Consider the following 24249-nt stretch of genomic DNA (forward strand, 5'->3'; position numbering starts at 1 on the left):
CCGCTCGTTCGTCGCTCAGACGGATTTACCGTGCCACGGCCATCCCCTGGGCCAAGGCAAGAGCGACCAAACGCCGGCAGGTCTCCTGGCTCGCGGGTCACAGCTTGACGCACGCCTTCCCAGGTCTCGCATGATTTTGCGACCGCCCAGTGGCTGACGGCTCGAGATATGCTCCCGTCCGCACATGTGCATCGCGCTCGCCGCTTACAGTTGCAGGGACAGCCGTGGATTTGGATAGCCAAGCTACCCGCACCACATTCCCTTTTTAAGTCCTTCTGCGAGGACACCGGCGCGATTATATTCGCAGCAGCGAGCGATAGCCCCCACGCGAATGACGCGCTCATAGCAGCACATGTTTCGCAAGCGCAACACATCTTCATTTGGCTACGACAAATAAGCAGCAACTGCCCCGGCCAATTGCGTGGCGACCGTGATTGCGTGAACGGTTGCTTTGGCGTTCGACGAGATCATGGCTTGAGGAGCGGAACTGCCCAGTGCGTCTCGTCGATACGTTTTCCGAACACTGCCGAACCGGCTAAAGTGTTGTGTCCGTCACCGTAAAAATATTTTTTAAGGCTTGTATCAATAGCATAACAGATCGATTTTTGTGGATTGCAGATGTAATCCATTCTATTCAGTACGATTATGCTGGGATATCTCAGCTTAAGTGCGTCGATTTTTCGGTCACCATGTAAGTCAGGCTCAACTCTCCAACCATTGCGATATTCGTTGAAATAGGTTCGGTTTATCCTGGAACTTATTGCTTGTGGATCTCGCCAGCCTCCGGCAATCGACCTCTGAACAATCATGTCGGCCACATTGTTTTGGCCATATTGCGGCAGTTCGAACAAGGTTCTCACTATTGCAATCTTTTTACCGTCGTTGAGAACCTTCCTGAATAACCAGTCCACATCATCAAAATCGGAAGGATCGAAGCGCGAGACGAGGACGATAATATTGGCCGCTTTGTAGTTCGGGACATTAAATAGACTTGGCTTCAAACCCCGGATTTGGCTTCCAAGGCGCGCGACTTCAAAATGCGCCATGAAATCCCGGCTGTGGATCAACGTGTTGTACATGTCCTTGGAGTGGGAATTGCCGATAAGAAGAACGTTCTTTTTCGGCGATTTCGTAAACCAGGGTTCAAGGTCATAGGGATTGCCCTCGACACCGTAATTCCGGTCGCCGCTCCTTTCCCGCAGATATTTCCAGCTCTTTTCCTGCAGCATGCGATTGTCAGGTTCGTAGTTCATCACGTTCAATCGGGTCACTATGGAGCGACGGGGAAAACCGTTGGAATAATGACCCCATAGACCCAGAGCGCTAAACAGCGCGATCATTCCCGAGGCGGCTATGAAAACCTGACTTCGTGAAAGAAAGTGGCGCTTACGGAAGGGCAGTTCCACAAAACGCCAGCTGAGATATGCCAGAGGGAAGGAAAGGGAGGCAATGGCGAGCAAGTAGAGTGGGGTGGGTTCGCTAAGGCTTTTGAAGCGGGCAAAGACCAGCAAAGGCTGGTGCCAGAGATAGGCGCTGTAACTTATGAGCCCGATCGTGACCAACGGTTTCGTGCAAAGCAGCCTGTTGGCCAATGTGCCATCCACTGCGAACAATATGACCATTGCCGTCCCAATAACGGGTACAAGCGCATAATAGCCCGGAAAGGGCGTGCTGTTGTCATAGATGAATGTTGATACTGCTATCAGGACGAGGCCAGCCAAGCTGAGCAAATGGCTCGTGACGCCGTCGCCCGGCGGTGGATTTCGTTTCAGATAGATTGCGGTGACCGATCCGACCAGCAATTCCCATCCGCGTGACGGCAAAAGGAAGAAGGCGGCCATTGGCGCATGCGCCACACTCCATTGCGCCACCGCGAAACTGCAGCACAATAGAGACATAATTCCCGCTATTTTCCAACGGCCGCCGAAACGCCACAGCAGAAAGAGCATCGGTGGAAAAATAATGTAATATTGCTCCTCGACGCCCAAGCTCCAGGTATGAAGCAGGGGTTTAAAATCCGACACCGCATCGAAATAGCCTGCTTCTCGCCAAAACAATATGTTGGAAGAGAAAAGCGAGACAGCGAGCACGCTTTCCATGAAGTCCCGCATATCTACGGGCATGATAGTAAACCATGCCATGAACAGGCAAAATGAAAGTACAAGCATTAGCGCCGGTAGAATTCTGCGAGCGCGCCGTTTATAAAATTTCAGGATAGAAAAGCTGTTACGTTCAATGTCCGATAATAACAAGGTGGTAATGAGATAGCCGCTTATGACGAAGAATATGTCTACACCGACATAACCACCGCTGAACAAGCCGACGCCTGCATGAAACAGAATAACGGGAACAACGGCAACCGATCTTAGCCCATCTATCTCCTTTCTGTACTCCAACACATCCCCCGAATGAAAGGAACAAGAAACAGAGACAAAACAGGCAATCGGTTGCCAGATTCAACAGTGAATTGGTGGTGGCGGACCGCCATCTTCGGCCGCCTGCTTTCCGTTCGCCGTATATATCATAGCCGGCGTGTCCGGTCAGTTGGGGATTTTGGCTAATCAACCCCTTATCCCCAATCAGACCCTCATCGGAAAACCCACTGCCTGTTGAGACCGAACACCACGAAGGGCGTTACGAACAGCATGAAAGGCACCGGCACCCAAGTCGCCCAGTCCAGCCAGACGACAAAAATCTGTACCCACATCGCATTGAGGCCGAGGCTGACCAGCGACACCAGTATGAAGCGAATGCCGCGGATCGCGGTCTTGTCGCGTGCGCCATGACCGCGGAAGGTGAAGGCGCTGTGCAGAACATATCCCAGCGCGACCGCGAAGAGATAGGCTATGCCATTGGCCAGCTGGGGATGCAGCTTCACCGGTGTCGCCAACAGCCAGTAGATGAGCGCTTGTAGAGCCGTCACCGCCAAGCCGGTCGCGGCATAGCGTCCCAACTGCGCTAGCAGCACGCGCATTTCCGGTTCCATCGCCGCTATCTGATCCAGCTTCTTCATTGCATTTCCCGTTGCGCTTATTTTTTGGGGCATTAATGCCGGGCGCTCATGTTGGAAAGCGGTGCGCTGAAGAAATCGTGGGGCTGGAAAGGCCTGGTGCGGCTTGGCCATCGGCTCGGCGCCTGGGCGCATGTGCATTGGAAAGCGCTGACCGTCATTGCATGGGTCTGCCTTTGCGCATGGTTCCTGATCGAACGCTGGAATGCCATTCACTGGCTGGCGTTGAATGACACCGATGACAATATGCGGTTTCTGCAGGTCAGGGACTGGCTGGCGGGACAGGGGTGGTATGACCTACGCCAGCATCGGCTCGACCCGCCCAATGGCGCGAACATCCACTGGTCGCGGATAGTCGATCTGCCGCTTGCGGCGCTGATGTTGTTTTTCAGGGCGTTCATGGATGTCGGGCAGGCGGATCGGCTGGGGGCGGGTCTTGCGCCTTTGCTGCCGCTACTTCCGGCAATGTTGGCGCTTGGCTTTGTGATGCGGCGGCTGGTAGGCGGAAATAGCTGGTGCATAGCCATTTTCGCGCCGCTGTCTGCCGGAATGGCGCTGTCTATGTTCATGCCGATGCGCGTGGATCATCATGGCTGGCAACTGGCCATGACGCTGGTCGCGCTGGCCGGGCTTGCCGATCACAGGGCCGCAAGAGGCGGGCTCGTCGCTGGCATTGCTAGTGCGATTTCCGTCGCCATCGGCATGGAGATGATCGTTTACCTGGCGGCGACCGGGGGAGTGATCGCTTTGCGCTGGGTTGCCGATGCGAGGCAAGTCTGCCGCATGCAGACCTATGCGCTTGGCCTTGCGGGGGGAGTTGGGTTCGGTTTCCTGGTATTTGCCAGCCATGACAACAGAGCGCCTGTTTGTGATGCTCTCTCGCCAGTGTGGCTGTCGATCCTTGCGGTGGCGGGGGCGGGAATGGTCCTGCTATCGCTGCTGCCTCTTCGAAGCTGGCAGGCGAGGCTGACGGCGGGCGGGGTCGTGGCGTTGTTCTTGGCTGCCGGAGCGTGGTTGGTGTGGCCGCAATGTTTGTCGGGAGCCTATCAGATTTCGCCCGAGCTTAACCGGCTCTGGCTCGACAATATCCGCGAGGCAAAGCCAATCTATAAACAATCGGAGGATGTCGTCCGGCCGCTGCTGGCGCTGCCCATACCGGGCATACTGGTATCGATCGTCGCCTGCTTCCTGTATCGGCGGGAGCCTGGGCGGTTCTGGCCGTGGCTGACAGTGGCGCTGCTTTCGGTGTTTTCTTTCGTGCTGCTGTTTTGGCAGACAAGGGCCGCACCCGCCGCGCAATTGCTGGCGATACCGGGCGTTGCCGCCTTTGCCTACTCATGCCTGTCTGCTTTGTTCTTCACTAAAAGGACTGGGATGCGCTTGGCTGCTCTGGCGGGCGTTGTGCTGGTGGCGGGAGTGTTTGGCGCGTATGAACTCACCCTGAGCTTCGATAAGGCAAAGCCCGGCACAAGGCGGCAGATCGTCCGGTCCGCCAGCGCAAAGTGTCGCACATTGCCTGCACTTGAGCCTCTCAACCGCTTGCCGCCTGCGACTATCTTCACGATGGTCGATCTTGGGCCGCGTATCCTGGCTGTAACACACCATAGCGCCATTGCCGGACCCTATCATCGGAATGAAAAAGCCATTCTGGATATTCATCACGCCTTTGACGGACCACCTGAGGGTTTCCGGCTCATCGCAAGGGCGCGTGGGGCCAGTTATCTGCTGATCTGCCCGAATTTCCCGGAGGGAACCGTCTATCAGGCGCGCAGCCCCAAGGGCTTTTATGCGCAGATGGCGAAGGGGAAGGTGCCTGCCTGGTTAAGCCCCGTGGATCTGGGCGAGGGGCTGCCCTACAAGCTGTACCGGATTGAGCGGTGATACTTTTCGGCTAATCCCGGCGCTCGGCGAAGAATGTCCGCAGAATCTCTGCCGCTTCGCTTTCGCCGAGCCCGCTATAGACATCCGGCCGGTGCAGGCACTGAGGCTGAGTAAAGAGACGACCGCCATGTTCCACGGCCCCGCCCTTGGGATCGCTGGCGCCGTAATAGAGGCGCGCTATGCGGGCATGGGATGCAGCACCCGCACACATGGCGCAGGGTTCCAGCGTTACCCAAAGGTCGCAGCCGGTCAGCCGGAAATCGCTGAGGGTCTGAGCCGCTTGACGCAGGGCCACGATCTCCGCATGAGCGGTGGGGTCGTTGTCCCGCCGATTGCGGTTCTCGCCTTCGCCAATGATGATGCCGTTCATGGTGACCACCGCACCGATGGGCACTTCACCCGCCTCTGCCGCCGCCTGGGCGAGATCAAGGGCGCGGCGCATGGGTGGAGGTAAAGGAAAAGACGACATGGCGGCGGTTATAACCATGAGCGGTTGCGAGAATAGGGGAAAAGCTTAAAAGCGCGGTTGACGATTCGTCCGATGTCCGTTATCCGCGCGGTCTTTCCGGATAAACCCGAAGAACAAGGCTTTAAGATTATGTCGCGTATTTGCGAGCTGACCGGCAAAACCCGCCAGGTGGGTCACAATGTTTCCCACGCCAACAACAAGACCAAGCGCGTGTTCCTGCCCAACCTGCAGGATGTGACGCTGATCTCCGAAGCGCTGGAAAAGAGCGTGACGCTTCGCGTGTCGACCCACGGCCTTCGTTCGGTGGAACATGTTGGCGGTCTGGATAACTGGCTGCTGAAGACCAACGACGAAAAGCTGTCCCTGCGCGCACGTCGTCTGAAGCGCGATATCGTGAAGAAGCAGAAGGCGGCCTGAAGCTCCTTTTGAATTTTGGCGAATGAAGAGAGCGGCTCTGATGGGGCCGCTTTTTTCGTGCCTGCGGGAACAGGCGACTGCGTTAATGATAGCGCTAAATCTATTCCGGCGGCTTCAGCGAGAATTTCAGCAATAGCGTCCGCTGGAAAAACTGGTGGTTATCGTCCGATGCCATCCAGACAATATGCCGCTTGCCTTCGCTGGAGACCGCCAGCCCTTCGAAATTATCCGCAAGCAGCGGCGGGCGAAGCGTGGCTATCTCCTGCGCCTGAAGTAGTTTGCCGGACGAAAGGTCATCGATATCAACCATGGCAAGCTTCGTCGTGAAGCCATCGAAGATCGTTACTCGTCGATTGAGGGTCAATAGCTTTCCCGGTTCCAGCCAAGCCGCATCGGTAATTCGATAACCCTGCGGAGGTTGATAGCCGAGCCGGACGGGCGCTGGTCCAGGTGCGGCAGGGTCGCTGGAAAACAGCAAGATCTCCGTGCTTCCCTTTGGACCATAGGCCCCCTCCGCGAAAATCAGGAATCGCCCGTCCGGCAGGCGGACGGCCGCTTCGGCGCCAGCGGTGCTTGGCCAATCTCGCATCGCTTTGGGTTCCTGACACTCCTCGACACGCGCGAAGGCAGGGGAATAGCGGCAGATGCGATGAATGAGCTCAAAGGTTACCCAATATCGGTTGCTTTCGGGATCGTACATTAACCCCTCTGAATCCCATTTCCATTTCGGCCAGTTGCGTTCCTCCGGTCGTATGGGGAGAGGCGCGATGAACTCTCTAATGCCTTCGTTTTCGTGGGGCAGGCGCAGTCCGAACAGGTCCCCGCTGTCATTAAGGGCTATGATGCGACCGTCCGGCCTTAGGACCATGGCCGACAAACCTCCAAAGGAGGGATGGTCGCTCTTCAGCTCCCATCCTTCGAGATATTCCAGACGGCCGATTTCGCGCTGTTGCGGATCGGACGTATTCAGTGGCACCGGCTTGGCACTAATCAGCAGCGCTCCTGGCACTGTCCTGATCTCCTTGCTGGACTTGGGCGCGGGGAGCAGGATGACAGCGACGAACAGGATCAGCATCAGGCGAAACATTGCTATGCTCTAACGCGGTAAGACAATGGCTGTCATGGTTAATCTGAAAGCAGCAATGTGAACGGCGGATAACATGCGCGTTCAGTTTTGGCTCAAACCGAATCGCCCATAAAGGCAGGGTCGAATGGATCTGGGTCGCGAAGGCTTCGGGTTCCGGCTTTGAAGCAAGCGCCATTCTGGATGAAGGAGCCAGATGATGAAGAAATTTCTGCTTTCGTTAAGCGCGGCGGCGGCCGTCCTGACGGCGGTAGCCGTTCCCACCGCTCCCGCAATGGCTCGCCATGGGTATGAACGCGGCGACTATTATCGCGATTATGACCGGAGCCGGAGTTACCGGGGCGACCGCTATTATCGCGGTGACCGCTACTACCGTGGGGACCGTTATTATCGCGGGTCGGATCGCCGCTACTATAGCGACCGGCGCTCTTACAGGGGCCGGTGCGACAGCGGCACGGGCGGCACCATTATCGGTGCGATCGCAGGCGGCTTGCTGGGCAATGAGATTGCCGGGCGGCGGGGTGACCGCACGGCGGGCACCATTATCGGTGCGGGCGTCGGCGCCGTAGCGGGTCGTGCAATCGATCGCGACTGCTAAACCCGCGTGCAAATCGAGAAGCCGCCCTAGTGATCTGGGGTGGCTTTTCGATTTAGATGAACGGAGATAGGGATAACTCCAAGTCAGCACATTCTAAAGCCGGTGTTCGCCCTTTACCCAGCGAATGGTGCCGGAACTGGCCCTCATCACGACGCTTTCGGTGGTCATCGCACCACCGCGCAGACGCTTTACGCCCTGAAGCAATGAGCCGTCGGTAACGCCGGTAGCGGCAAAGATGCAGTCGCCCTTGGCCAGGTCGTTAAGGTCGTAGATGCGGTCCAGGTCGTCGATGCCCCATTTGCGCGCACGCGAACGTTCGTCATCGTTGCGGAAGAGCAGACGGCCTTTGAATTGTCCGCCAACGCAACGCAGCGCCGCGGCCGCAAGCACGCCTTCAGGCGCGCCGCCCGAACCCATATAGATATCGATGGTTGTATCGGGATCGGTAGTTGCGATGACGCCAGCAACGTCGCCGTCGGGGATCAGCATGATGCCGCAGCCGATCTCGCGAAGTTCGGCAATCAATTTTTCATGGCGCGGCCGGTCCAATACGCACACGATAATGTCGCCAGGCTCGACGCCCTTTTCACGCGCGACTGCCTCTACATTTTCGCGGACCGATTTGTTGAGATCGATCAGGCCGGGAGAATAGCCCGGCCCAATTGCAAGCTTGTCCATATAGACATCAGGGGCATTGAGAAGGCATCCTTCCTCCGCGATGGCGAGCACGGCGAGCGCGTTCGGACCTGCCTTTGCCGTAATCGTGGTGCCTTCCAGCGGGTCCAGCGCGATATCGATCCGGGGGCCGCTGCCTATCGCGTTGCCGACCTTTTCGCCGATGTACAGCATCGGAGCTTCGTCGCGTTCACCTTCCCCGATGACCACAGTGCCGTCGATGGCCAGGTCGTTGAATGCCTTGCGCATCGCCTCTACGGCAGCGGCGTCGGCGGCCTTCTCGTCGCCCCGGCCGATCAGCTTCGATGCAGAGATAGCCGCGGCTTCGGTGACGCGCACCATCTCCAGAACAAGAACGCGGTCAAGTACGTGGCTGGCGCTTACCATCTAACTTATATCCTTCCATATGTGCTTACCGGGACTTCGATAAGCGAGCCATGTTGCATTGTCGAGAACGTCTCCCTCCTTCAGACGGTGTTTTGAGTGTCTTTATCCGCTGCCGTCATTCGATACCCGGCAGAGCGTTTTGTTCCGCACGCGCCTGATGGAGACTTGCCGTGCTATAAAGGATAAGTCCCGCCCAGATCAGCCCGAAGCTCGATAATTGTCCGGCGGTCAGTGTTTCTCCAAAAACAAGGACGCCGAGCAGCAACTGCAAGGTCGGAGCGATATATTGCAATAGGCCCAGCGTGGAATAGGTCATCCTTTTGGCAGCTACGGCAAAGAGCAACAACGGAACCGAGGTTACGACGCCGGAGAGCACCAGAAGGCCGGTGGTCATTGGATTGGCGCCGAATGCCAGGGATCCGGCGGCGGCGAGCCATCCCATATAGGCCAGCGAAAATGGAGCGAGGATGAGCGTTTCGGCTGCAAGTCCCTGCAAGGCCGTCACGGGTGCCATCTTGCGAATGAGCCCATATAACGAGAATGAAGCTGCGAGAGCCAGACTGATCCAGATTGTATCGAGTGCGGAAACGGCCATCATCGCCACACCGATCGTGGTGAGTGCCAAGGCCATCCATTGCAATCGCCTTAGCCGCTCCTTCAACACGACAAAGCCGAGGAGCACATTGGCCAGAGGATTCAAGAAATATCCCAGGCTCGCAGCCACAACATGGTTGTCGTGGACGGCCCAGATATAGACAAGCCAGTTGATTGCAATGAGCGCTGAGGTCGCCGCCAGGGTGAGCATGACCCGCCCATCATTCAATATTTGGCCAAAATGCCCGAGCGTGCCGCGCAGGGTCAATATAACCAGCAGCAAGCAGAGCGACCAAATGATCCGGCTTGCAACAATTTCCAGCGGGGAAACGCTGTCCAGGACCAGAAAATAGAGCGGAAGGAAACCCCAAGTCAGATAAGCGCCCATACCCGCAGCAATTCCTCCGCGCGCCATCGCACGAGTTTCCAACACGGGGGCGGTTTGAGCGGATGTGGAAGTAGGCATGAAATTCCTTGCGAGAACCGTTGCAACGGCGGGGCCAGAAGATGATGTCGTTAGAAACGGCGATTAAGATCGGCCGGCGCCTGGTTCGTCAATGGCTATGACGAGCCATGGTTCAACCCCTTGCCGAAGGAATTGTCAGATAATGCCGCCGCCGATGAACAGCCGAAGGCCGCCGATGGCTGCGACGATCAGGCAGAAATTTCGACCTGTATTTCTGGAAGAAAAGGAGCCGATGACTGCGCCGGCAAGGGCTATGGGAACTATCAACCAATTTGCCCATCCCAGGAATGGGATGACAGTGGGTATCATCAGGATCAAGGCCACGAAGCCGATGAGGGATGCCAGCACGCTCAGCATGGCTCTTAAATGCCCTTATGCCTGAGGCGCAGCAAGGGTTTTATGTGCCAACAACGCAGGGTTGTGGCGGCAATCATTGCTGCCGCATTGATTCCTAACCCAAATTTAACCGAAATGCTGCATGTCTGCTCACGATTGGAAGGAGCACACCGGCATGTTGGCCAATAAGCTATTCACGCTTTCCGCGATCTTTGCACTGTCCTTGACAGGCTGCGGACGTGATGACGACGCTGATCGTAACCTGGCTTCGCTGGATGAAAGCCTCACCAATGCCAGTGATCCGGCTTTGAGAGGTGCTCTTGAGGACCAGATCATTGTCGATCCGGAACTGGCAAGCCGTTCCAATACCAACGCCGTTCGGCCACCTGATCGGCCAGGCACGGGAGCGCTGCCGCCGCACGTACTTGCGACCCAATATGATGCGCCCATCGGCGGTAAGCTTTTTCGGGCGCCCAAGGCTGTCGAAGCCGCGCCTTGTCCCGGATGTGAAACGAGCGCTCCTGTGACCCTGGGCGCGCTGGCCCGCCAGCAAGGCCAGCGCGGCAAGGGGAGGGGAGGCTGCGAGGCGAACCTGCAATATGGAATGGGATGGGCCAATCGGCTGCCCAAGACATTTGCAGTTTACCCCAAGGCTCGACTGATGGAGGCCGCGGGCTCAGAGAATGCCAATTGCAACCTGCGCGCTGTCAGCTTCGTCACGAACCAGCCAATGCAGCCGGTTATCGATTTTTATTATACCAAGGCACTAAGAGCGGGCTTTGATGCCGAACATCAGCTCCTGAATGGCGAACATGTATTGGGCGGCGTGAGAAGTAAGGACGACGGCGCCTATTTCATCACCTTCGCCAAACATGAAAGCGGAGGAACCGCCGTAGACATCGTGGCCAATAACGGAAGCTGATCCCTCTTCCCGAATGCTAAGGTGGTCACTTTCCATGTGCCCCGGCTCGTATCTCGGACAATGTGGCTGATGGTGTGATCGCCTCTGGATCCATCAGGCAATGAATGATTGCTGGCTTGCCTGAGGAAAGCGCCCTTTCAAACGCGGGACCGAATTCTTCTGTTCGCTCCACCCGCTCGCCATGGCCGCCAAATGCACGTGCATAGGCGGCAAAATCGGGATTGCGCAGATCGGTTGCGATCACGCGGCCTGGAAACTGCCGCTCTTGATGCATTCGGATCGTACCGTACATGCCGTTGTCCATGACGATCACGATGATCGGCAGATCATATTGGACGGCGGTCGCAAACTCCTGCCCATTCATCAAGAAGCAGCCGTCGCCTGCAAAGGCGATCACCATGCGGTCGGAGTAGAGGCGCTTGGCCGCGACGGCCGCAGGCAGGCCATAGCCCATTGAGCCGGAGGTCGGGGCCAATTGCGTCCCAAAAGCGCGGAAGCGGTGGAAACGATGCACCCAGATCGCATAATTGCCAGCGCCGTTGCAGATGATTGCATCTTCAGGCAGCTTCTCGCCAAGCCATTGCATCATTCGGGCGGGTTGAAACGCTCCGGGCGGATCAGCAACGCTTGTATCGTTCCAGTTTACAAAATCCTGTCGGACAGCCGCGCAGAAAGCGGATCGCTGGGGCGAAGGGGGGAGGATGATGTCCCGCATTGCCGCAATCATTCCGGAAGGCGTCGCATTGATTGCAAGGTCCGCACGATAAACCCGACCCAGCTCCAGCGGATCGGCATGAACATGGATCACGGATTGCCGGGGCTTGGGTATGTCCATGATGCTATAGTTCTGGCTCGTCACTTCCGACATCCGGGTGCCGAGCAGCAGCAGCAGGTCAGCTTGCTTGGCGTGTTCGACCAGCCTGGGGTTGGCCCCAAAGCCGAGGTCGCCGGCGAAGCAATCATGATCAGCGGGAAACAGCATTTGCCGACGCATCGATACAGCGACAGGCAGCCGCCACCGTTCTGCCAGCGCCGCAAATGCTTTCACTGTGTCCGCGGTCCAGCGCGATCCGCCAACAATGGCGAGCGGCTTTTCCGCTTTTTCCAAAAATGCCTGAAACTGCTGGATATGTTCGCCATTGGGATAGGTTTCCGTAGCCACCGCCTTCGGGCAGTCAAGCGCGTCGCTTATATCCGACAACAGATCTTCGGGAAGCGCGACCACGACCGGTCCGGGGCGTCCGTTCAATGTCATGTGCATGGCACGGGAGATGATTTCGGGAATGCGCTCCGCGTCGGTGATTTCGGCGACCCATTTGGCGATTGAGCCAAAAACGGCATCATAGTCCAGTTCCTGCCACGCTTCGCGCCCGCGGACGTGACGCTCTACTTGCCCAATAAAAAGCAAAAGCGGCGTCGAATCCTGCCGGGCGATGTGCAGGCCCTGCATTGCATTGCTGGCGCCGGGGCCGCGGGTGACGAAGCAGGCGGCAGGCCTTCCGGTCAGCTTGCCGATTGCCTCGGCCATCATGGCCGCTCCGCCTTCGTGGCGGCAGACGGTTACATTGATCGAACTGTCGATGAGTGCGTCCAGTACGGCCAAAAAGCTTTCGCCCGGCACGCAGAAGATATGCTCAATCCCTTGAATCTCCAGTTGTCTGACCAGCAGTGCGGCAGCGGTCCGTCGGGCCGGCGGGGAATGGGGATCGGTCTTGGTCAATTGCTCAACCCTCCGTCGGTAGGTTCCCTTATCAGCCGCCTGCAAGTCAACGAATATATTCCAATGCATGTTTCCCGAAGAACGTAGATCGTGAGGATCGTTACGGTTTGATAACTTCGTTTTAAGGTTCTTTAAGGGTGTTCCTGTACGACGGGTGCATATAAGAACTATACGGGACGCCGGAATGCTATGGGCTTTGCCCGCAACCCTGAAGAGCTGACGATGGCTGAGCACGTCGGGCAAACGCGAGAGCCGCGAACGAGCAGGCTTTTGACGGCGCAGATAATGTCGCCGCGGCTGGGCGCGACCAAGATCGTTGTCCGCAATATTTCAGCCAGCGGTCTGGGAGGGAAAAGTGACCAGATCCTTTTCAAAGGAGAGGAGGTCGCTGTCCTGCTGAATAATATCGGCGCCATCGATGCCACCGTCATCTGGACTAGTGGCCATTGTTTCGGCCTGCAGTTTCATGAAAAAATCGACCCGGCCAAGGCATTGGCCCCACCGACAGAGCGAGTGGTGAAGCCCTATGAGGTGCCCACTTACTTTCGGCCGGAAATCTCCACCTATCGCCCTGGCTTTAATCGGAAATAGTATTTTCGTGCCCTGTTATCGGTGCGCCGACACATGATTACCGGGAGGCCCAGAAAAGCGATCAAAAATTGCAGAGATGCTGTTCGTCGCCGCTCATATGTTGTTTGTCGTTGCATATGTCGTTCACCGACCGTAATGGGCGCTGGTCGAAGCGCGAATGATCGCCATGCCGTAACGGCATATAGCCAGGATGCGCTACGGCGAGGGGGACTCAATAGCTCTGCCGAACCGGCGATAAGAAGTCATTTCGCATCCTCTGCCCCAATCGGGGCCGATGGGTTGAGGATGTGCCAAAACAGAGGAGAACAGTCATGCGTGCTCGAAACGGTTTTGCAAAAACAATGCTCGCCGCTGCCGGCTTGATTCTGACATCGGCTCCTGCGCTGGCGAGCGATCGATCGGTTGAGGTCCGCTATGAGGATCTGGATCTTTCTTCCGATAGCGGAGCTTCTACGCTGCAGCAGCGCGTGAAGCGAGCGGTCCAAAAGGTTTGTGGCCGAGCTGATATCCGGAATATTACCGAAATGCAGGACATGCAGCGCTGTCGAAACGAGGCAAGCGCTCGTAGCAGCCGCGATGTCGCTCTTGCCATGGAGAGCGCGCGGAACGGTGAGCGCCTTGCGAGTTTGACCGTCGAGAAATGAGATAGAACTTGATCCGGGGCGGGCATACGCGTTCTGGATCGGGGCCCCCGGCTACCCTTAGGCCGGGGGTCTTTTTCTATCGGCCGGCAATAGCTTTTGTTCCCGCAAGATAGGTGCGGCCAATACGTATTTCCGTCCCGTCGAGCAGCCGCGCAAACCAGACGCCGCTGCCATCATGTCGAAGCCGGTCGATGTGGCCGCGCCTGACAATATGAGAGCGGTGCAAACGGATGAATTGTTCGGGATCCAGCCTTTGTTCCAGTGAACTGATGGTTTGATGCAGCAGGTAGCTGCGGGGTCCGACAAACAGACGCATATAATCGCGTTCAGCCTCGATACGGTCGATATGCGTTGCGGCAATGCGGACCAGTTCGGCCTTGTGAGGAACCCAAAAATCCTCTGCCCAGACGGAAGGTCTGTTGCTTGGACGAGGGATTCGATCTGTGTGCGTCAATGCCAGCACCCGATCCACGGCGCGGCCCAGCCTTTCCTGCGATACCGGCTTCAGCAGATAGTCGACTGCGGCCAGATCAAAGGCTTCAACGGCAAACCCTTCGAAGGCGGTAACAAAGATAATGGAAGGATTGCGTTCACTGCGGCTCAGAACTCGCGCTACGCCGATACCGTCAAGACGCGGCATTGCGATATCCAGTAGCAGCAGGTCGGGACTCACCCCTTCCACCAGCCGAAGCGCGGATTCGCCGTCTGTCGCTGTCCCCACCAACTCCACCCGAGCCTCACGCGCGCACAGCATCTGCAGCCTTTCGACCGCGAGCGGTTCGTCATCCACGATCATCGTCCGTAGGGGACGTGCCGCTTGGTCTGGTGCAGAATCAGCAGCCATCCATCATTATAGGCATGCTCAGTTCAACCACAAAACCGTTACTGGACGGTCTATACCATCGGATAGTGGCCTTTTCGCCAAAACGGGCGGAAACCCGGTCCCGAACGTTCGCCAGACCTATACCGTTGCCCTTGTCCCTATCCCCAGGGATGACATCGCCATCGTCGCTGACGCTGAGATGAAGTCGTTCCTCATCCCGCCGCGCGCTGATGGTGATCGTCACCGGCCTGGCTGCTCGCGACACCCCGTATTTGATGGCGTTCTCCACCAGCGGTTGAAGGATGAGTCCCGGCACGCAGGCATCCATGAGGTCCGGCGGAATGTCGATCCGCTTGATCAATCGGTCGGGGAATCGAACGGCTTCGATATTGAGATAAAGTTCCTGCAATCGCACTTCGTCGGATAGCGGGACATCATCAAGCGGGTCTCCTGTCAGGCTGCTGCGATAGAAATTCGACAGGCTGAGGATCATCGCTTCCGCCTCCTCCCGCCGGTCCTTCATGACCAAGGTGGAAAGGGAATTGAGGGTGTTGAATAGAAAGTGCGGATTCACCTGATACCGCAGGGACCGCAGCTCAGCTTTTTGAGCCGCCTGTTCATACCGGGCGGCCCGACGTTCGATACGCCTGACCTCGCCTGCATATGACAGGGCCAGATAGAGCGCTGCCCAGGCCGATAGAAAGAAATAACGCGACAGCGCCACCTCGGCGATGTCCTTGATTGCATGGACCTCCTCCTTCGCCGTAGCGGCCTTGGCGGCGGGGTAATCCTCCATCAGTCCCGAAGGGTCGTAGATGTTGAAGACATAATAGTTCGCCAGCGCGATAAGGATTGCGCAGGGGACCGCTGCCACGAAAGCAGTCACAAGGCGAGTCGGCTGCGATCGGCTGTCGAAACGTCGCAACGCCAGATACAAGCCCCAGGTGATCGCGATGCCCACCAAGGTGACCACGCCGCGGCGAAATGCCATTTCCCCTTGAGGCTCAAAGCCCATGACCAACGAACGTAGCGTGACCACGACCATGTAGAAGAGCCAGAAGCCCAGGATGGAACACAGCGCCATCGAAGGCGAAACTGCCCGTTGGCCCTCGTCATCCGCGATCCTGTTCATCCTTTCGGTCAGTAATGTATCCAACGCCCGCTGTCTGCCCCTGCTGTGGTCATGCGTCGAACCGGCCGGGTTGTTGGTCGAAGAGGGCGTGGAACTGCGGGCTGGCTGGTCCGTTTTCCCAGACGAACGAAAAGGATGAGATCATGCAGCGAGACTCCAAAAGTCGTCCTAAAAAAGCGGGCGAACTGATGACGAAAGAGGAACAGCTGGACGAAGGCATTATTGAATCGATGGACGCTTCAGATCCCCCCAGCGTCGCTCGCAAGGGCGATGACGGCCGACCCATGCCCTCTTCGGGATATCGCAAAGAGGATTGGGAAAAAGAGGATGATGAAGGCGGAGAAGACGATAAAGGCGCTTGACCTTAAAGAGATGCATGCATTGCCGTTATTCGACCATGATGATTGCGCTGATCGATTTTTGTTGCGACGCACAAAGAAATCTGGTCGGATGTAAATGTCAGCCGAGCGGAACCTTAATCATTAGGTAACCATAAGAGGCGCATGTTCGGCTGATCAGACATTTTATATGTCGGAGGCAAGAGCATGGGCATTAGTGCAAGACCTGCGGACGGGGAAGTAACACTCGCTGAAATGCGAGAGTTTGCTAGCTTCCCTGCTGGTACGCAGAGATATATCAGGCGGTCCTTGGACGTGGGGCTGCACCGGCAAGACGCAATGAAAATCTGGTCCCGAGACGTGGTGGAAGCGGCGAGCATTCGCGCACAATCCCGCATGTACGACCGGCTGGATTTCATAAAGTCGCTGGTCCCCGATGATAGCGGACTGGACCAGGTGGAACCGTTCATGGCTCCACTGGTGACGCTATCGGCTTTCGATCTGGGGCAGGATCGGCTGACGACATTCAGTGCGTATCGTTTCTTGTACGAGCGGCTGATCGGGGCGGCGTCACGGCCATGGCTGCCGGGGGCATTCTGCGCGGCGGCGAGCCTGCCACACCTGCATCCGGACAAGCGTCGGGTGCTCCTGCAATCGATCAGCGAAGCCGCGGCCACCGCGCCAGGCTGGTCGAATCGTGAGCCGACCTTCTACCCCGAGTGGGTGGAAAAAGTGGATACGACGAAGCCGGCGAACTGATCGCATCACCGTGCTGCGCCGCTGAACATGGGCATGGGACACCTGTCTGGCGGGTCGAGCGATCCGGGGATGTGGTTTACTGTGCCTCTGTGCCTCATTCAGATCGAATGCCGCGCGCCGGCCTCTGCCTCATTGCGCCGGTAACGGAAGTACCAGACTTCATGACCCAGGCGCCTTGCCTTGGCTTCATAGCGGGTCTGGGGCCATCCACCTGGCCGTTTTAGAAAGTCCTTGGGACTTTGTGCGAGCCATTCAAAGTCTGCTCGCTGATTCATAACCATCATCGACCAGCGGCAATAAATCGGATGATCGGTGCCGAGGCGAAATTCCCCGCCGGGTTTCAGCTTGGCCGCCATCATGTCAAGCGGGCCGTGATTCATCATCCGCCGCTTGGCATGCCGCGCCTTGGGCCAGGGATCTGGATGAAGCAGGTACAAGAAACTCAACGCCCCGTCCGGCACGCGCGCCAATATATCCAGCGCATTGCCCATATGCAGCCGGATGTTGGGCAAAAAGCCATTCTGAACGTGCTGCAACGCGCCGACCACACCATTGAGAAAGGGTTCGCAACCAATGAAGCCATGGTCAGGCAGCAGGTCGGCTCGGTAGGCGAGATGCTCTCCGGAGCCGAACCCGATTTCAAAGTGCAATGGCCGATCGTCGCCGAACAAGGCACGCGAAGCAAGAGGACCAGTCTCCGGCACCTCGATCTGCGGTAGCAGTTGTTCCAGCAACTGCGCCTGGCCCGCACGCAACTTGTGCCCTTGCCGACGGCCGTAAAGGCGGTTCAAAGTGGTAGGATCGGACATGGTCCGCCTGCTAGCCCAATGAAGCGAAGACGGCTAGGGGGATTTGGCGGTAAGCTTGGTCGGTTGCGGCTTTGCCTACAATCCGTTGCCCGTCTTCAGTCCCTGGCCCCATTTCCGGGCGTTTTCGCGCCGGTGGCATTTCCGGCCAACCTGTCGTCGAGCATCTCAGCAGCCTGATTCAGCGCTTCCGCCTCGCCTACAGTGACACCTCCGGGGCCTGGATCATTATCGTTGCTGCCGCAGGAGGGGAGGGCGAGGAGGCAGGCGAGCATGATGGAGCGCGGTACGGAAGACATTGCGATATCCAGTGCAGGAGGCAAAGAAAAAGGGTCGCGCCTGATGACACGACCCTCCTCGAATCTAAAAGCTGGAAAGCGATCAGTTCGCGTTCGTAGCGTTATCCACAGCGTTGGCGGCCGCGTCCGTGGCGTTTTCAGCCGCATTCATCGCATCAGCAGCTGCGTTTTCCGCCGTCACGGCAGCGTTCTCGGCTGCATTGGACGCGTTTTCTTGAGTCTTTTCGCTGCAAGCAGCGAGGCCGAGCGAAGCGGCGAGAACGAGCGAAAGAGCAATAGACTTGGACATGGGCAAAACCCCCTCTAGAGACTGAACCTGATGCAGGCCGGCTCAAGAGAAGCTCAACCCCTGCTTGGCCTGCAGGCGCACACGTAACGATTTGTTAGGCCCAAGGCAATCCCTACCGAAATGGATGACATTAATCCTTCGTTGATTTCCAATCGCTTCTGCCGGAAGTGATTGCCTAAGACGCCTAAAATCCGCATTTCAGAAACAAGGTTGACTGATATAAAGAAATCTTTATATCATACTTTCATGGTCGCAATATTGGACATATTTGGCGCTCTGGCTGACCCGACGCGGTTGAGGATCGTCTGTCTTTTGCGTTCCATGGAACTTTCGGTAGGGGAGATCGCACAAGTGGTCGGGCAGAGCCAGCCCCGTGTCTCCCGTCATGTCCGCATCTTGGTGGAGGCCGGGCTTGCCGAGCGGCGCAAGGAGGGAAGCTGGGTATTTCTCCGCTTGGGACAGTCCGGCCATATTGCCCCTTTGATGCGGTTCCTGGACGTTGCGGAACTTTCCGATAGCGAGGCTCTTTGGGTGAAGGCAGATCTGGCGCGGCTTGCGGCGGTCCGCATGGATCGGGCTCACGCGGCAGAGCGCTATTTTGCCGAACATGCCGAGGAATGGGACGCCATCCGATCGCTTCATGCGCCTGAGGCCGACGTGGAGGCGGCCATGCGCTCCATGCTGGAGGGCGAAAGGATCGGTCGCCTTCTGGACATTGGGACGGGCACGGGCAGGATGATCCAATTGTTCGGTGATGCGGCCGACCAAGTGGTCGCAATTGATCGAAGCCCCGAAATGCTTCGCTTTGCCCGAGCTAAGCTGCCAGAAAAAGGTTCGGAGAAATATGAACTGTTGCTGGGCGATTTCTATGCCCTGCCGCTTTCGGAAGGGGTGACCGATACGATCATTCTTCACCAGGTACTGCATTATGCGCAGCAGCCGGAATTGGTGATTGAAGAGGCGGCGAGGGTGATGGATAGCGGGGGAAGGCTGCTCATCGCGGATTTTGGTCCTCACGAGCGGGAAGAACTTCGAGTGAACAACGCCCACGCGCGCCTTGGTTTCTCTGACGATCAGATGATACGTTGGTTGAAACAGTCAGGGTTCGATCTGGAGCAGGAACGGACGTTCGCCGGTGGCGAACTTACTGTTAAATTATGGCTTGCGCGCCGGCATGAGGCGCAAGTCTTGCCGATAAAGGGACGTAGCGCATCATGACTTTTACCCTGACGCAGCTGGAGGAAGCACGCCGGGCGCTGGACGCGCCGATGTTTGGCGACCTATCGGGCGACGCGCATGTTTCCTTCGAATTTTTTCCGCCCAAGAACCAGAAGATGGAAGAAACCTTGTGGAGCAGCATCCAGACGCTTGCCCCGCTTCAGCCACGCTTTGTGTCGGTCACCTATGGGGCAGGCGGTTCTACGCGGGAACGGACACACGCGACTGTAGCGCGGATCGTGCGGGAGACGGACCTGCTGCCAGCTGCGCACCTGACTTGCGTCGACGCAAGCAAGGCCGAGATTGCGGAGGTTGCCCAGGCTTATTGGGAGGCAGGCGTTCGGCACATCGTGGCGTTGCGCGGCGATCCGCCCGAGGAAGGAAAAGGTTTTTCGCCCCACCCGGAGGGCTATGCCAGCGCGGCCGATCTGGTTGCGGGCCTGAAGGAGATTGCGCCGTTCGACCTCAGCGTCGCTGCCTATCCCGAAACGCATCCGGAGGCGGTGAGCAGTCAGGCCGATCTCGACAATTTGAAACGAAAGCTGGATGCAGGCGCCAGCCGCGCCATCACGCAATTCTTCTTTTCACCGGAAACCTTCTTCCGTTTCAGGGATAAGGTTGCGGCCGCCGGGATCAAGACAGAGATCGTGCCGGGTATCCTGCCGGTGTCGAACGTGGCCCAGACACGGAAGTTCGCCGCCATGTGCGGAGCCGCCATCCCGCCTTGGATGGACCGGCTGTTCGAGGGACTGGATGATCATCCCTCGACCCGCCAGTTGGTGGCAGCGACCATTTCGGCCGAGCTTTGCCGCAAGCTTTATGCGGGCGGCGTGCGGGAGTTCCACTTCTACACGCTTAACCGGGCGGAGCTGAGTTATGCCATCTGTCACCTGCTGGGCCTCCGGGGTCGGCCTGAGGCGCAACTGCGTGAGGAAGCGGCATGAGCGCGCGGGCCCATTTGCAGGCAGAGGCATCAAAGCGGATTTTGCTGACCGACGGAGCCTTCGGTACGGAAATCCAGAATTACAAGCTCAGTGAGGCGGACTATGCCGGGACCCTGGGGCTGGCGAAGGACCAGAAAGGCAATAACGACATATTGGCTCTTTCACGGCCTCAAGTGTTGGAGGAGATAACGAACGCCTATCTGGCGGCGGGCTCCGACATCGTTTCCACTAATACCTTCAGCGCCAATCGGATCAGCCAGGCCGATTATGCCGCGGAACATCTTGTGCGCGAGATCAACTTTGCATCGGCGCAGCTTGCACGGAACGCGGCGGACAGGGCCGCGCAGGATGGGCGGCCGCGCTTTGTGGCGGGAGCGATTGGGCCGACCAACAAGACGCTCTCCCTTTCGCCGGACGTCAACGATCCCGGCTTTCGGGAAATTGACTTCGATTATCTGAAGGATGTCTACCGGGAACAGGCCGACGCGCTGATCGACGGCGGCGTGGATTTCATCCTGATCGAGACCGTGTTCGACACGCTGAACGCCAAGGCCGGAATCATGGCAGTCATCGAAGCGGCGCAGGCGCATGGCAAGGATGTGCCGATGATGCTGTCGATGACGCTCACCGACCTTTCTGGGCGGAACCTGTCAGGCCATACGGTCGAGGCGTTCTGGTACGCCGTTCGTCATGCCCGGCCAGTGACGATCGGGCTTAACTGTTCCTTTGGCGCGCAGCAGCTTCGTCCACATGTCCAGACGCTGAGCCACATCGCCGATACGCTCGTCATGGTTTATCCGAACGCCGGGTTGCCCAATGAGCTTGGTGAATATGACGAATTGCCCGAGCAGACGGCCTCGTTGGTGAAGGAATGGGCGGATAATGGTCAGGTCAATATTCTGGGCGGCTGTTGCGGTTCCACGCCCGCGCATATCGCGGCAATGCGCAAGGCGGTGGAGGGGCTTCCGCCCCGGGTGATACCGCATCCGCCGGTGGTGACGCGCCTGGCGGGGCTGGAGCCGATGAATATAGCGGCTTGAACTTCATCATTCAGCGAAAGCAGAACCCTTTGTCTCATCCCCGTTACAATGCTGGAGATGGAGGTGAGATGGGTCGCCGCTTTCGCGGGAATGTCGCAGAAATTGAAATGAGACAATGAACCAACAGACCACAGCCATTTTCGTCAATGTAGGCGAACGCACCAACGTTACTGGATCGGCCAAGTTCAAGAAGCTGATCATGGCGGACGACTATACCGCTGCCGTGGAGATCGCTCGGCAGCAGGTTGAGAATGGTGCGCAGATCATCGACGTCAACATGGACGAGGGGCTGCTCGACGCCGAGCACGCGATGACCACCTTCCTTAAGCTGATCGCCGCCGAGCCCGACATTGCGCGCGTGCCGATCATGGTGGACAGCTCCAAATGGTCAGTGATCGAAGCGGGGCTCAAATGCGTGTCGGGCAAGCCCATCGTCAATTCGATCAGCATGAAGGAGGGGGAGGATGCCTTCCTTGAACATGCGCGCAAAGTGATGGCTTATGGCGCGGCCGTGGTGGTCATGGCCTTCGACGAGAAAGGACAGGCGGATACCAGGGAACGCAAGATCGAGATCTGTGAGCGCGCCTATAAGCTGCTGACCGACATTGGCTTTCCGCCCGAGGACATCATTTTCGATCCCAATATCTTCGCGGTCGCGACAGGGATTGAAGAGCATAATAATTATGGCGTCGATTTCATTGAGGCCGCGCGGGAAATCCGTCAGCGTTGCCCGCATGTGCACATCTCTGGCGGTCTTTCAAACCTCAGCTTTTCCTTCCGTGGCAACGAGCCCGTGCGCCGGGCGATGCATTCGGTGTTCCTCTATCATGCCATTCCAGCGGGGATGGACATGGGGATCGTCAATGCGGGGCAACTCGACGTTTATGACACGATCGATCCCGAACTGCGCGAGGCATGCGAGGATGTCATCCTCAACCGGCGTACCGATGCGACCGAGCGGCTGATCACCTTGGCCGAGAAATTCCGCGGCACTGACGCGGCGGCTGAAAAGGCCGCCGAGGAATGGCGGGGCTGGGCCGTTTCCAAGCGGCTGGAACATGCCCTGGTCAAAGGCATAGACGCCTTTGTGGTTGAGGACACCGAAGAGGCGCGCTTGGTCGCTGCCCGTCCTATCGAGGTGATCGAAGGCCCGCTGATGGACGGCATGAATGTGGTCGGCGACCTGTTCGGCTCAGGCAAGATGTTTCTGCCCCAAGTTGTGAAATCCGCCCGCGTCATGAAAAAGGCCGTCGCTCACCTGCTCCCCTATATCGAGGCGGAAAAGGATCAGAATGCGCGGGGCAAGGGCAGGATCGTCATGGCGACCGTCAAGGGTGACGTTCATGACATCGGCAAGAATATCGTAGGCGTGGTGCTTCAGTGTAATGGTTTCGAGATCATTGACCTTGGCGTGATGGTCGCCTGGACGGACATCTTGAAGGCCGCAAATGAGAATGACGCCGACATGATCGGCCTGTCGGGTCTGATCACGCCTTCGTTGGACGAGATGGTGACAGTGGCTCAAGAGATGCAGCGCGCCGGCATGGACATGCCGCTGCTCATCGGCGGCGCGACTACATCCAAGGTTCATACCGCATTGCGCATTTCGCCGGCCTATACTGGTCCTGTGGTGCATGTGTTGGATGCGAGCCGCGCGGTCGGTGTCGCCTCCACGCTGGTGAGCGAGACCCAGCGCGATCCCTTCGTTGTGAAGGTGGCCGAGGAATATGAGGATGTGCGCCGTTCCCGCGCCAACAAAGGCCAAAGCGAACTGGTAACGCTGGAAGAAGCGAGGGCGAACGCCTTCACGATCGATCCGGCGTTGAAACCTGCTTCCCCCAAACAGCCGGGGCTGCATGTCTATCCCGAATGGGATCTGGCCGACCTGCGCGACTATATCGACTGGACTCCCTTCTTCCGCGCGTGGGAACTGGCGGGAAATTATCCAGCCATTCTGGATGACGCGATCATCGGTGAAAGCGCGCGGAGTCTGTTCGATGACGCGCAGAAGATGCTGGACCAGATCATCAAGGAAAAATGGCTGACCGCCAAGGGCGTGGCTGCGCTCTGGCCGTGCCGGCGTGAGGACGATGACGTCCTGATCGAAGTCGGCGGGAAAGAGGTACGCATGCCCTTCCTGCGGCAACAGATCCGCAAGCGCGAGGGCCGCGCCAATATGTGTCTTGCCGATTTCATTGCCCCGGAATACGACTGGATCGGCGGTTTCGCGGTCACGGCCGGACACGGCATCGAGCCGCATCTGGCCCGCTTCAAGGCGGCGCATGACGATTATAACGACATCTTGCTGAAAGCCCTGGCAGATCGCCTGGCCGAAGCCTTTGCTGAACGGATGCACCTGCATGTCCGCACGACGCTGTGGGGTTATGCGGAGGGCGAGCAGCTTACCAACGAAGCACTGATCAAGGAGCAGTATCGCGGCATCCGCCCGGCGCCCGGCTATCCGGCATGTCCGGATCACAGTCAAAAGCCATTGCTCTTCGATCTTCTGAACGCGACGGAGAATAGCGGCATCACGCTCACCGATCACTTCGCCATGCTGCCGACCGCAGCCGTTAGCGGCTTTTATTTTGGTCATCCCCAAAGCGAATATTTCGGTGTGGCGCGGATCGGTCGGGATCAGTTGGAGGAATATGCCGTTCGCCGCGGTGTGGACATGGAGACCGCCGAGCGCTGGCTGAGGCCCAACCTGGATTGACCGCAAGAACGGCCGCTGGGGTAATTAACCATATCAACTCAGCGGCATTTCATTTCTTTGGGTTAAGCGGCTCTCCACCAAACGGAAAGGC

25 protein-coding genes and 1 riboswitch are annotated in these 24249 nt (G+C 57.8%); of the genes, 12 read left to right on the forward strand and 13 right to left on the reverse strand.

Annotation, left to right across the window (positions count from 1 at the left end):
• Window positions 1–58: 58 nt before the first annotated feature.
• Window positions 59–306, reverse strand: a riboswitch (cobalamin riboswitch).
• A 161-nt stretch (window positions 307–467) separates the two neighbouring features.
• On the reverse strand, window positions 468–2399 hold the full coding sequence (locus HNQ99_RS09395) for an acyltransferase family protein (protein ID WP_322790351.1): 1932 nt from the start codon (window positions 2397–2399) through the stop codon (window positions 468–470).
• Window positions 2400–2587: 188 nt separating this feature from the next.
• Window positions 2588–3013 (reverse strand): GtrA family protein, encoded by a 426-nt coding sequence (locus tag HNQ99_RS09400; protein WP_184475392.1) that lies wholly within the window; start codon window positions 3011–3013, stop codon window positions 2588–2590.
• A gap of 48 nt (window positions 3014–3061) precedes the next feature.
• Here HNQ99_RS09400 and HNQ99_RS09405 point away from each other — a divergent pair, with 48 nt between their 5' ends.
• Complete coding sequence (locus HNQ99_RS09405) at window positions 3062–4891, forward strand: hypothetical protein (RefSeq protein WP_246414840.1); 1830 nt, start codon at window positions 3062–3064, stop codon at window positions 4889–4891.
• Window positions 4892–4901: 10 nt separating this feature from the next.
• Here the strand turns inward: HNQ99_RS09405 and HNQ99_RS09410 are convergent, their stop codons facing one another.
• A complete protein-coding gene (locus HNQ99_RS09410; RefSeq protein WP_407692313.1) occupies window positions 4902–5378 on the reverse strand; it encodes a nucleoside deaminase in 477 nt (158 codons plus the stop codon).
• A gap of 111 nt (window positions 5379–5489) precedes the next feature.
• Between HNQ99_RS09410 and rpmB the strand changes: the two genes are divergently transcribed.
• Window positions 5490–5777, forward strand: coding sequence for a 50S ribosomal protein L28 (rpmB, locus tag HNQ99_RS09415; protein ID WP_184475393.1), 288 nt, complete (start codon window positions 5490–5492; stop codon window positions 5775–5777).
• A gap of 100 nt (window positions 5778–5877) precedes the next feature.
• On the opposite strand, the gene HNQ99_RS09420 is transcribed toward rpmB, so the two are convergent.
• Window positions 5878–6864, reverse strand: a complete 987-nt coding sequence (locus tag HNQ99_RS09420; protein ID WP_184475394.1) for an esterase-like activity of phytase family protein — start codon at window positions 6862–6864, stop codon at window positions 5878–5880.
• A 193-nt stretch (window positions 6865–7057) separates the two neighbouring features.
• Here HNQ99_RS09420 and HNQ99_RS09425 point away from each other — a divergent pair, with 193 nt between their 5' ends.
• On the forward strand, window positions 7058–7459 hold the full coding sequence (locus tag HNQ99_RS09425; protein WP_184475395.1) for a glycine zipper 2TM domain-containing protein: 402 nt from the start codon (window positions 7058–7060) through the stop codon (window positions 7457–7459).
• A gap of 93 nt (window positions 7460–7552) precedes the next feature.
• On the opposite strand, the gene glpX is transcribed toward HNQ99_RS09425, so the two are convergent.
• The 3 genes from glpX to HNQ99_RS09440 all read right to left on the reverse strand — a co-directional run bounded on the left by glpX (window position 7553) and on the right by HNQ99_RS09440 (window position 9938).
• Entirely contained in the window at window positions 7553–8521 is a 969-nt protein-coding gene (gene glpX, locus HNQ99_RS09430) for a class II fructose-bisphosphatase (RefSeq protein WP_184475396.1), read from the reverse strand.
• Between the two features lie 115 nt (window positions 8522–8636).
• Window positions 8637–9581, reverse strand: a complete 945-nt coding sequence (gene rarD, locus HNQ99_RS09435; RefSeq protein ID WP_281376785.1) for an EamA family transporter RarD — start codon at window positions 9579–9581, stop codon at window positions 8637–8639.
• Between the two features lie 135 nt (window positions 9582–9716).
• Window positions 9717–9938, reverse strand: a complete 222-nt coding sequence (locus tag HNQ99_RS09440; RefSeq protein WP_184475397.1) for a hypothetical protein — start codon at window positions 9936–9938, stop codon at window positions 9717–9719.
• Window positions 9939–10092: 154 nt separating this feature from the next.
• On the opposite strand from HNQ99_RS09440, the gene HNQ99_RS09445 reads away from it, so the two are divergent.
• Entirely contained in the window at window positions 10093–10839 is a 747-nt protein-coding gene (locus HNQ99_RS09445) for a hypothetical protein (RefSeq protein WP_184475398.1), read from the forward strand.
• A gap of 25 nt (window positions 10840–10864) precedes the next feature.
• On the opposite strand, the gene HNQ99_RS09450 is transcribed toward HNQ99_RS09445, so the two are convergent.
• Entirely contained in the window at window positions 10865–12559 is a 1695-nt protein-coding gene (locus tag HNQ99_RS09450; protein ID WP_246414842.1) for a thiamine pyrophosphate-binding protein, read from the reverse strand.
• A 222-nt stretch (window positions 12560–12781) separates the two neighbouring features.
• Here HNQ99_RS09450 and HNQ99_RS09455 point away from each other — a divergent pair, with 222 nt between their 5' ends.
• Together HNQ99_RS09455 and HNQ99_RS09460 are read left to right on the forward strand one after the other, a co-directional pair.
• Window positions 12782–13150: a PilZ domain-containing protein gene (locus tag HNQ99_RS09455; RefSeq protein WP_184475400.1), complete on the forward strand. Its 369-nt coding sequence runs from the start codon at window positions 12782–12784 to the stop codon at window positions 13148–13150.
• Between the two features lie 311 nt (window positions 13151–13461).
• The gene (locus tag HNQ99_RS09460; protein WP_184475401.1) at window positions 13462–13794 is read left to right on the forward strand and encodes a UrcA family protein; all 333 of its coding nucleotides are present in this window, start codon (window positions 13462–13464) and stop codon (window positions 13792–13794) included.
• Between the two features lie 76 nt (window positions 13795–13870).
• On the opposite strand, the gene HNQ99_RS09465 is transcribed toward HNQ99_RS09460, so the two are convergent.
• Window positions 13871–14590 carry a LytR/AlgR family response regulator transcription factor gene (locus HNQ99_RS09465; RefSeq protein WP_246414870.1) on the reverse strand — a complete coding sequence of 240 codons (720 nt, stop codon included), beginning with the start codon at window positions 14588–14590 and terminating at the stop codon, window positions 13871–13873.
• A gap of 37 nt (window positions 14591–14627) precedes the next feature.
• Window positions 14628–15749 (reverse strand): sensor histidine kinase, encoded by a 1122-nt coding sequence (locus tag HNQ99_RS09470; RefSeq protein WP_184475403.1) that lies wholly within the window; start codon window positions 15747–15749, stop codon window positions 14628–14630.
• A gap of 143 nt (window positions 15750–15892) precedes the next feature.
• Between HNQ99_RS09470 and HNQ99_RS09475 the strand changes: the two genes are divergently transcribed.
• Window positions 15893–16111, forward strand: a complete 219-nt coding sequence (locus HNQ99_RS09475) for a hypothetical protein (protein ID WP_184475404.1) — start codon at window positions 15893–15895, stop codon at window positions 16109–16111.
• Between the two features lie 183 nt (window positions 16112–16294).
• Window positions 16295–16846, forward strand: a complete 552-nt coding sequence (locus tag HNQ99_RS09480; protein WP_184475405.1) for a hypothetical protein — start codon at window positions 16295–16297, stop codon at window positions 16844–16846.
• 98 nt (window positions 16847–16944) lie between these two features.
• Here HNQ99_RS09480 and trmB read toward each other — a convergent pair whose 3' ends face one another.
• The 3 genes from trmB to HNQ99_RS09495 all read right to left on the reverse strand — a co-directional run bounded on the left by trmB (window position 16945) and on the right by HNQ99_RS09495 (window position 18240).
• Complete coding sequence (trmB, locus tag HNQ99_RS09485; RefSeq protein ID WP_184475406.1) at window positions 16945–17655, reverse strand: tRNA (guanine(46)-N(7))-methyltransferase TrmB; 711 nt, start codon at window positions 17653–17655, stop codon at window positions 16945–16947.
• A 95-nt stretch (window positions 17656–17750) separates the two neighbouring features.
• Window positions 17751–17951 carry a hypothetical protein gene (locus HNQ99_RS09490; RefSeq protein ID WP_184475462.1) on the reverse strand — a complete coding sequence of 67 codons (201 nt, stop codon included), beginning with the start codon at window positions 17949–17951 and terminating at the stop codon, window positions 17751–17753.
• Between the two features lie 82 nt (window positions 17952–18033).
• Window positions 18034–18240 (reverse strand): circumsporozoite protein, encoded by a 207-nt coding sequence (locus HNQ99_RS09495; RefSeq protein WP_184475407.1) that lies wholly within the window; start codon window positions 18238–18240, stop codon window positions 18034–18036.
• A gap of 246 nt (window positions 18241–18486) precedes the next feature.
• On the opposite strand from HNQ99_RS09495, the gene HNQ99_RS09500 reads away from it, so the two are divergent.
• The 4 genes from HNQ99_RS09500 (at window position 18487) to metH (ending at window position 24158) form a co-directional block, all read left to right on the forward strand.
• Window positions 18487–19458: an ArsR/SmtB family transcription factor gene (locus HNQ99_RS09500; protein WP_184475453.1), complete on the forward strand. Its 972-nt coding sequence runs from the start codon at window positions 18487–18489 to the stop codon at window positions 19456–19458.
• Complete coding sequence (gene metF / locus HNQ99_RS09505; protein WP_184475408.1) at window positions 19455–20402, forward strand: methylenetetrahydrofolate reductase; 948 nt, start codon at window positions 19455–19457, stop codon at window positions 20400–20402. Before HNQ99_RS09500 ends, metF begins: the two co-directional genes overlap by 4 nt.
• On the forward strand, window positions 20399–21442 hold the full coding sequence (locus tag HNQ99_RS09510; RefSeq protein ID WP_184475409.1) for a homocysteine S-methyltransferase family protein: 1044 nt from the start codon (window positions 20399–20401) through the stop codon (window positions 21440–21442). The genes metF and HNQ99_RS09510 overlap by 4 nt, the downstream gene beginning before the upstream one ends.
• A gap of 115 nt (window positions 21443–21557) precedes the next feature.
• Window positions 21558–24158 carry a methionine synthase gene (gene metH / locus HNQ99_RS09515; RefSeq protein WP_184475410.1) on the forward strand — a complete coding sequence of 867 codons (2601 nt, stop codon included), beginning with the start codon at window positions 21558–21560 and terminating at the stop codon, window positions 24156–24158.
• Window positions 24159–24249: the final 91 nt, after the last annotated feature.

Origin of the sequence: Rhizorhapis suberifaciens (genome assembly GCF_014200045.1) — a bacterium.
GTDB classification, from domain to species: Bacteria; Pseudomonadota; Alphaproteobacteria; order Sphingomonadales; family Sphingomonadaceae; genus Rhizorhapis; species Rhizorhapis suberifaciens.

Excerpts from the sequence above, each read along its gene's own strand:
- HNQ99_RS09400 (WP_184475392.1), bottom strand. The coding sequence starts at position 3,013 with ATGAAGAAGCTGGATCAGATAGCGGCGATGGAACCGGAAATGCGCGTG.
- HNQ99_RS09405 (WP_246414840.1), top strand. The coding sequence starts at position 3,062 with ATGTTGGAAAGCGGTGCGCTGAAGAAATCGTGGGGCTGGAAAGGCCTG.
- HNQ99_RS09410 (WP_407692313.1), bottom strand. The coding sequence starts at position 5,378 with ATGGTTATAACCGCCGCCATGTCGTCTTTTCCTTTACCTCCACCCATG.
- rpmB (WP_184475393.1), top strand. The coding sequence starts at position 5,490 with ATGTCGCGTATTTGCGAGCTGACCGGCAAAACCCGCCAGGTGGGTCAC.
- HNQ99_RS09420 (WP_184475394.1), bottom strand. The coding sequence starts at position 6,864 with ATGTTTCGCCTGATGCTGATCCTGTTCGTCGCTGTCATCCTGCTCCCC.
- HNQ99_RS09425 (WP_184475395.1), top strand. The coding sequence starts at position 7,058 with ATGATGAAGAAATTTCTGCTTTCGTTAAGCGCGGCGGCGGCCGTCCTG.
- glpX (WP_184475396.1), bottom strand. The coding sequence starts at position 8,521 with ATGGTAAGCGCCAGCCACGTACTTGACCGCGTTCTTGTTCTGGAGATG.
- rarD (WP_281376785.1), bottom strand. The coding sequence starts at position 9,581 with ATGCCTACTTCCACATCCGCTCAAACCGCCCCCGTGTTGGAAACTCGT.
- HNQ99_RS09440 (WP_184475397.1), bottom strand. The coding sequence starts at position 9,938 with ATGCTGAGCGTGCTGGCATCCCTCATCGGCTTCGTGGCCTTGATCCTG.
- HNQ99_RS09445 (WP_184475398.1), top strand. The coding sequence starts at position 10,093 with ATGTTGGCCAATAAGCTATTCACGCTTTCCGCGATCTTTGCACTGTCC.
- HNQ99_RS09455 (WP_184475400.1), top strand. The coding sequence starts at position 12,782 with ATGGCTGAGCACGTCGGGCAAACGCGAGAGCCGCGAACGAGCAGGCTT.
- HNQ99_RS09460 (WP_184475401.1), top strand. The coding sequence starts at position 13,462 with ATGCGTGCTCGAAACGGTTTTGCAAAAACAATGCTCGCCGCTGCCGGC.
- HNQ99_RS09465 (WP_246414870.1), bottom strand. The coding sequence starts at position 14,590 with ATGATCGTGGATGACGAACCGCTCGCGGTCGAAAGGCTGCAGATGCTG.
- HNQ99_RS09470 (WP_184475403.1), bottom strand. The coding sequence starts at position 15,749 with ATGAACAGGATCGCGGATGACGAGGGCCAACGGGCAGTTTCGCCTTCG.
- HNQ99_RS09475 (WP_184475404.1), top strand. The coding sequence starts at position 15,893 with ATGCAGCGAGACTCCAAAAGTCGTCCTAAAAAAGCGGGCGAACTGATG.
- HNQ99_RS09480 (WP_184475405.1), top strand. The coding sequence starts at position 16,295 with ATGGGCATTAGTGCAAGACCTGCGGACGGGGAAGTAACACTCGCTGAA.
- trmB (WP_184475406.1), bottom strand. The coding sequence starts at position 17,655 with ATGTCCGATCCTACCACTTTGAACCGCCTTTACGGCCGTCGGCAAGGG.
- HNQ99_RS09490 (WP_184475462.1), bottom strand. The coding sequence starts at position 17,951 with ATGTCTTCCGTACCGCGCTCCATCATGCTCGCCTGCCTCCTCGCCCTC.
- HNQ99_RS09495 (WP_184475407.1), bottom strand. The coding sequence starts at position 18,240 with ATGTCCAAGTCTATTGCTCTTTCGCTCGTTCTCGCCGCTTCGCTCGGC.
- HNQ99_RS09500 (WP_184475453.1), top strand. The coding sequence starts at position 18,487 with ATGGTCGCAATATTGGACATATTTGGCGCTCTGGCTGACCCGACGCGG.
- metF (WP_184475408.1), top strand. The coding sequence starts at position 19,455 with ATGACTTTTACCCTGACGCAGCTGGAGGAAGCACGCCGGGCGCTGGAC.
- HNQ99_RS09510 (WP_184475409.1), top strand. The coding sequence starts at position 20,399 with ATGAGCGCGCGGGCCCATTTGCAGGCAGAGGCATCAAAGCGGATTTTG.
- metH (WP_184475410.1), top strand. The coding sequence starts at position 21,558 with ATGAACCAACAGACCACAGCCATTTTCGTCAATGTAGGCGAACGCACC.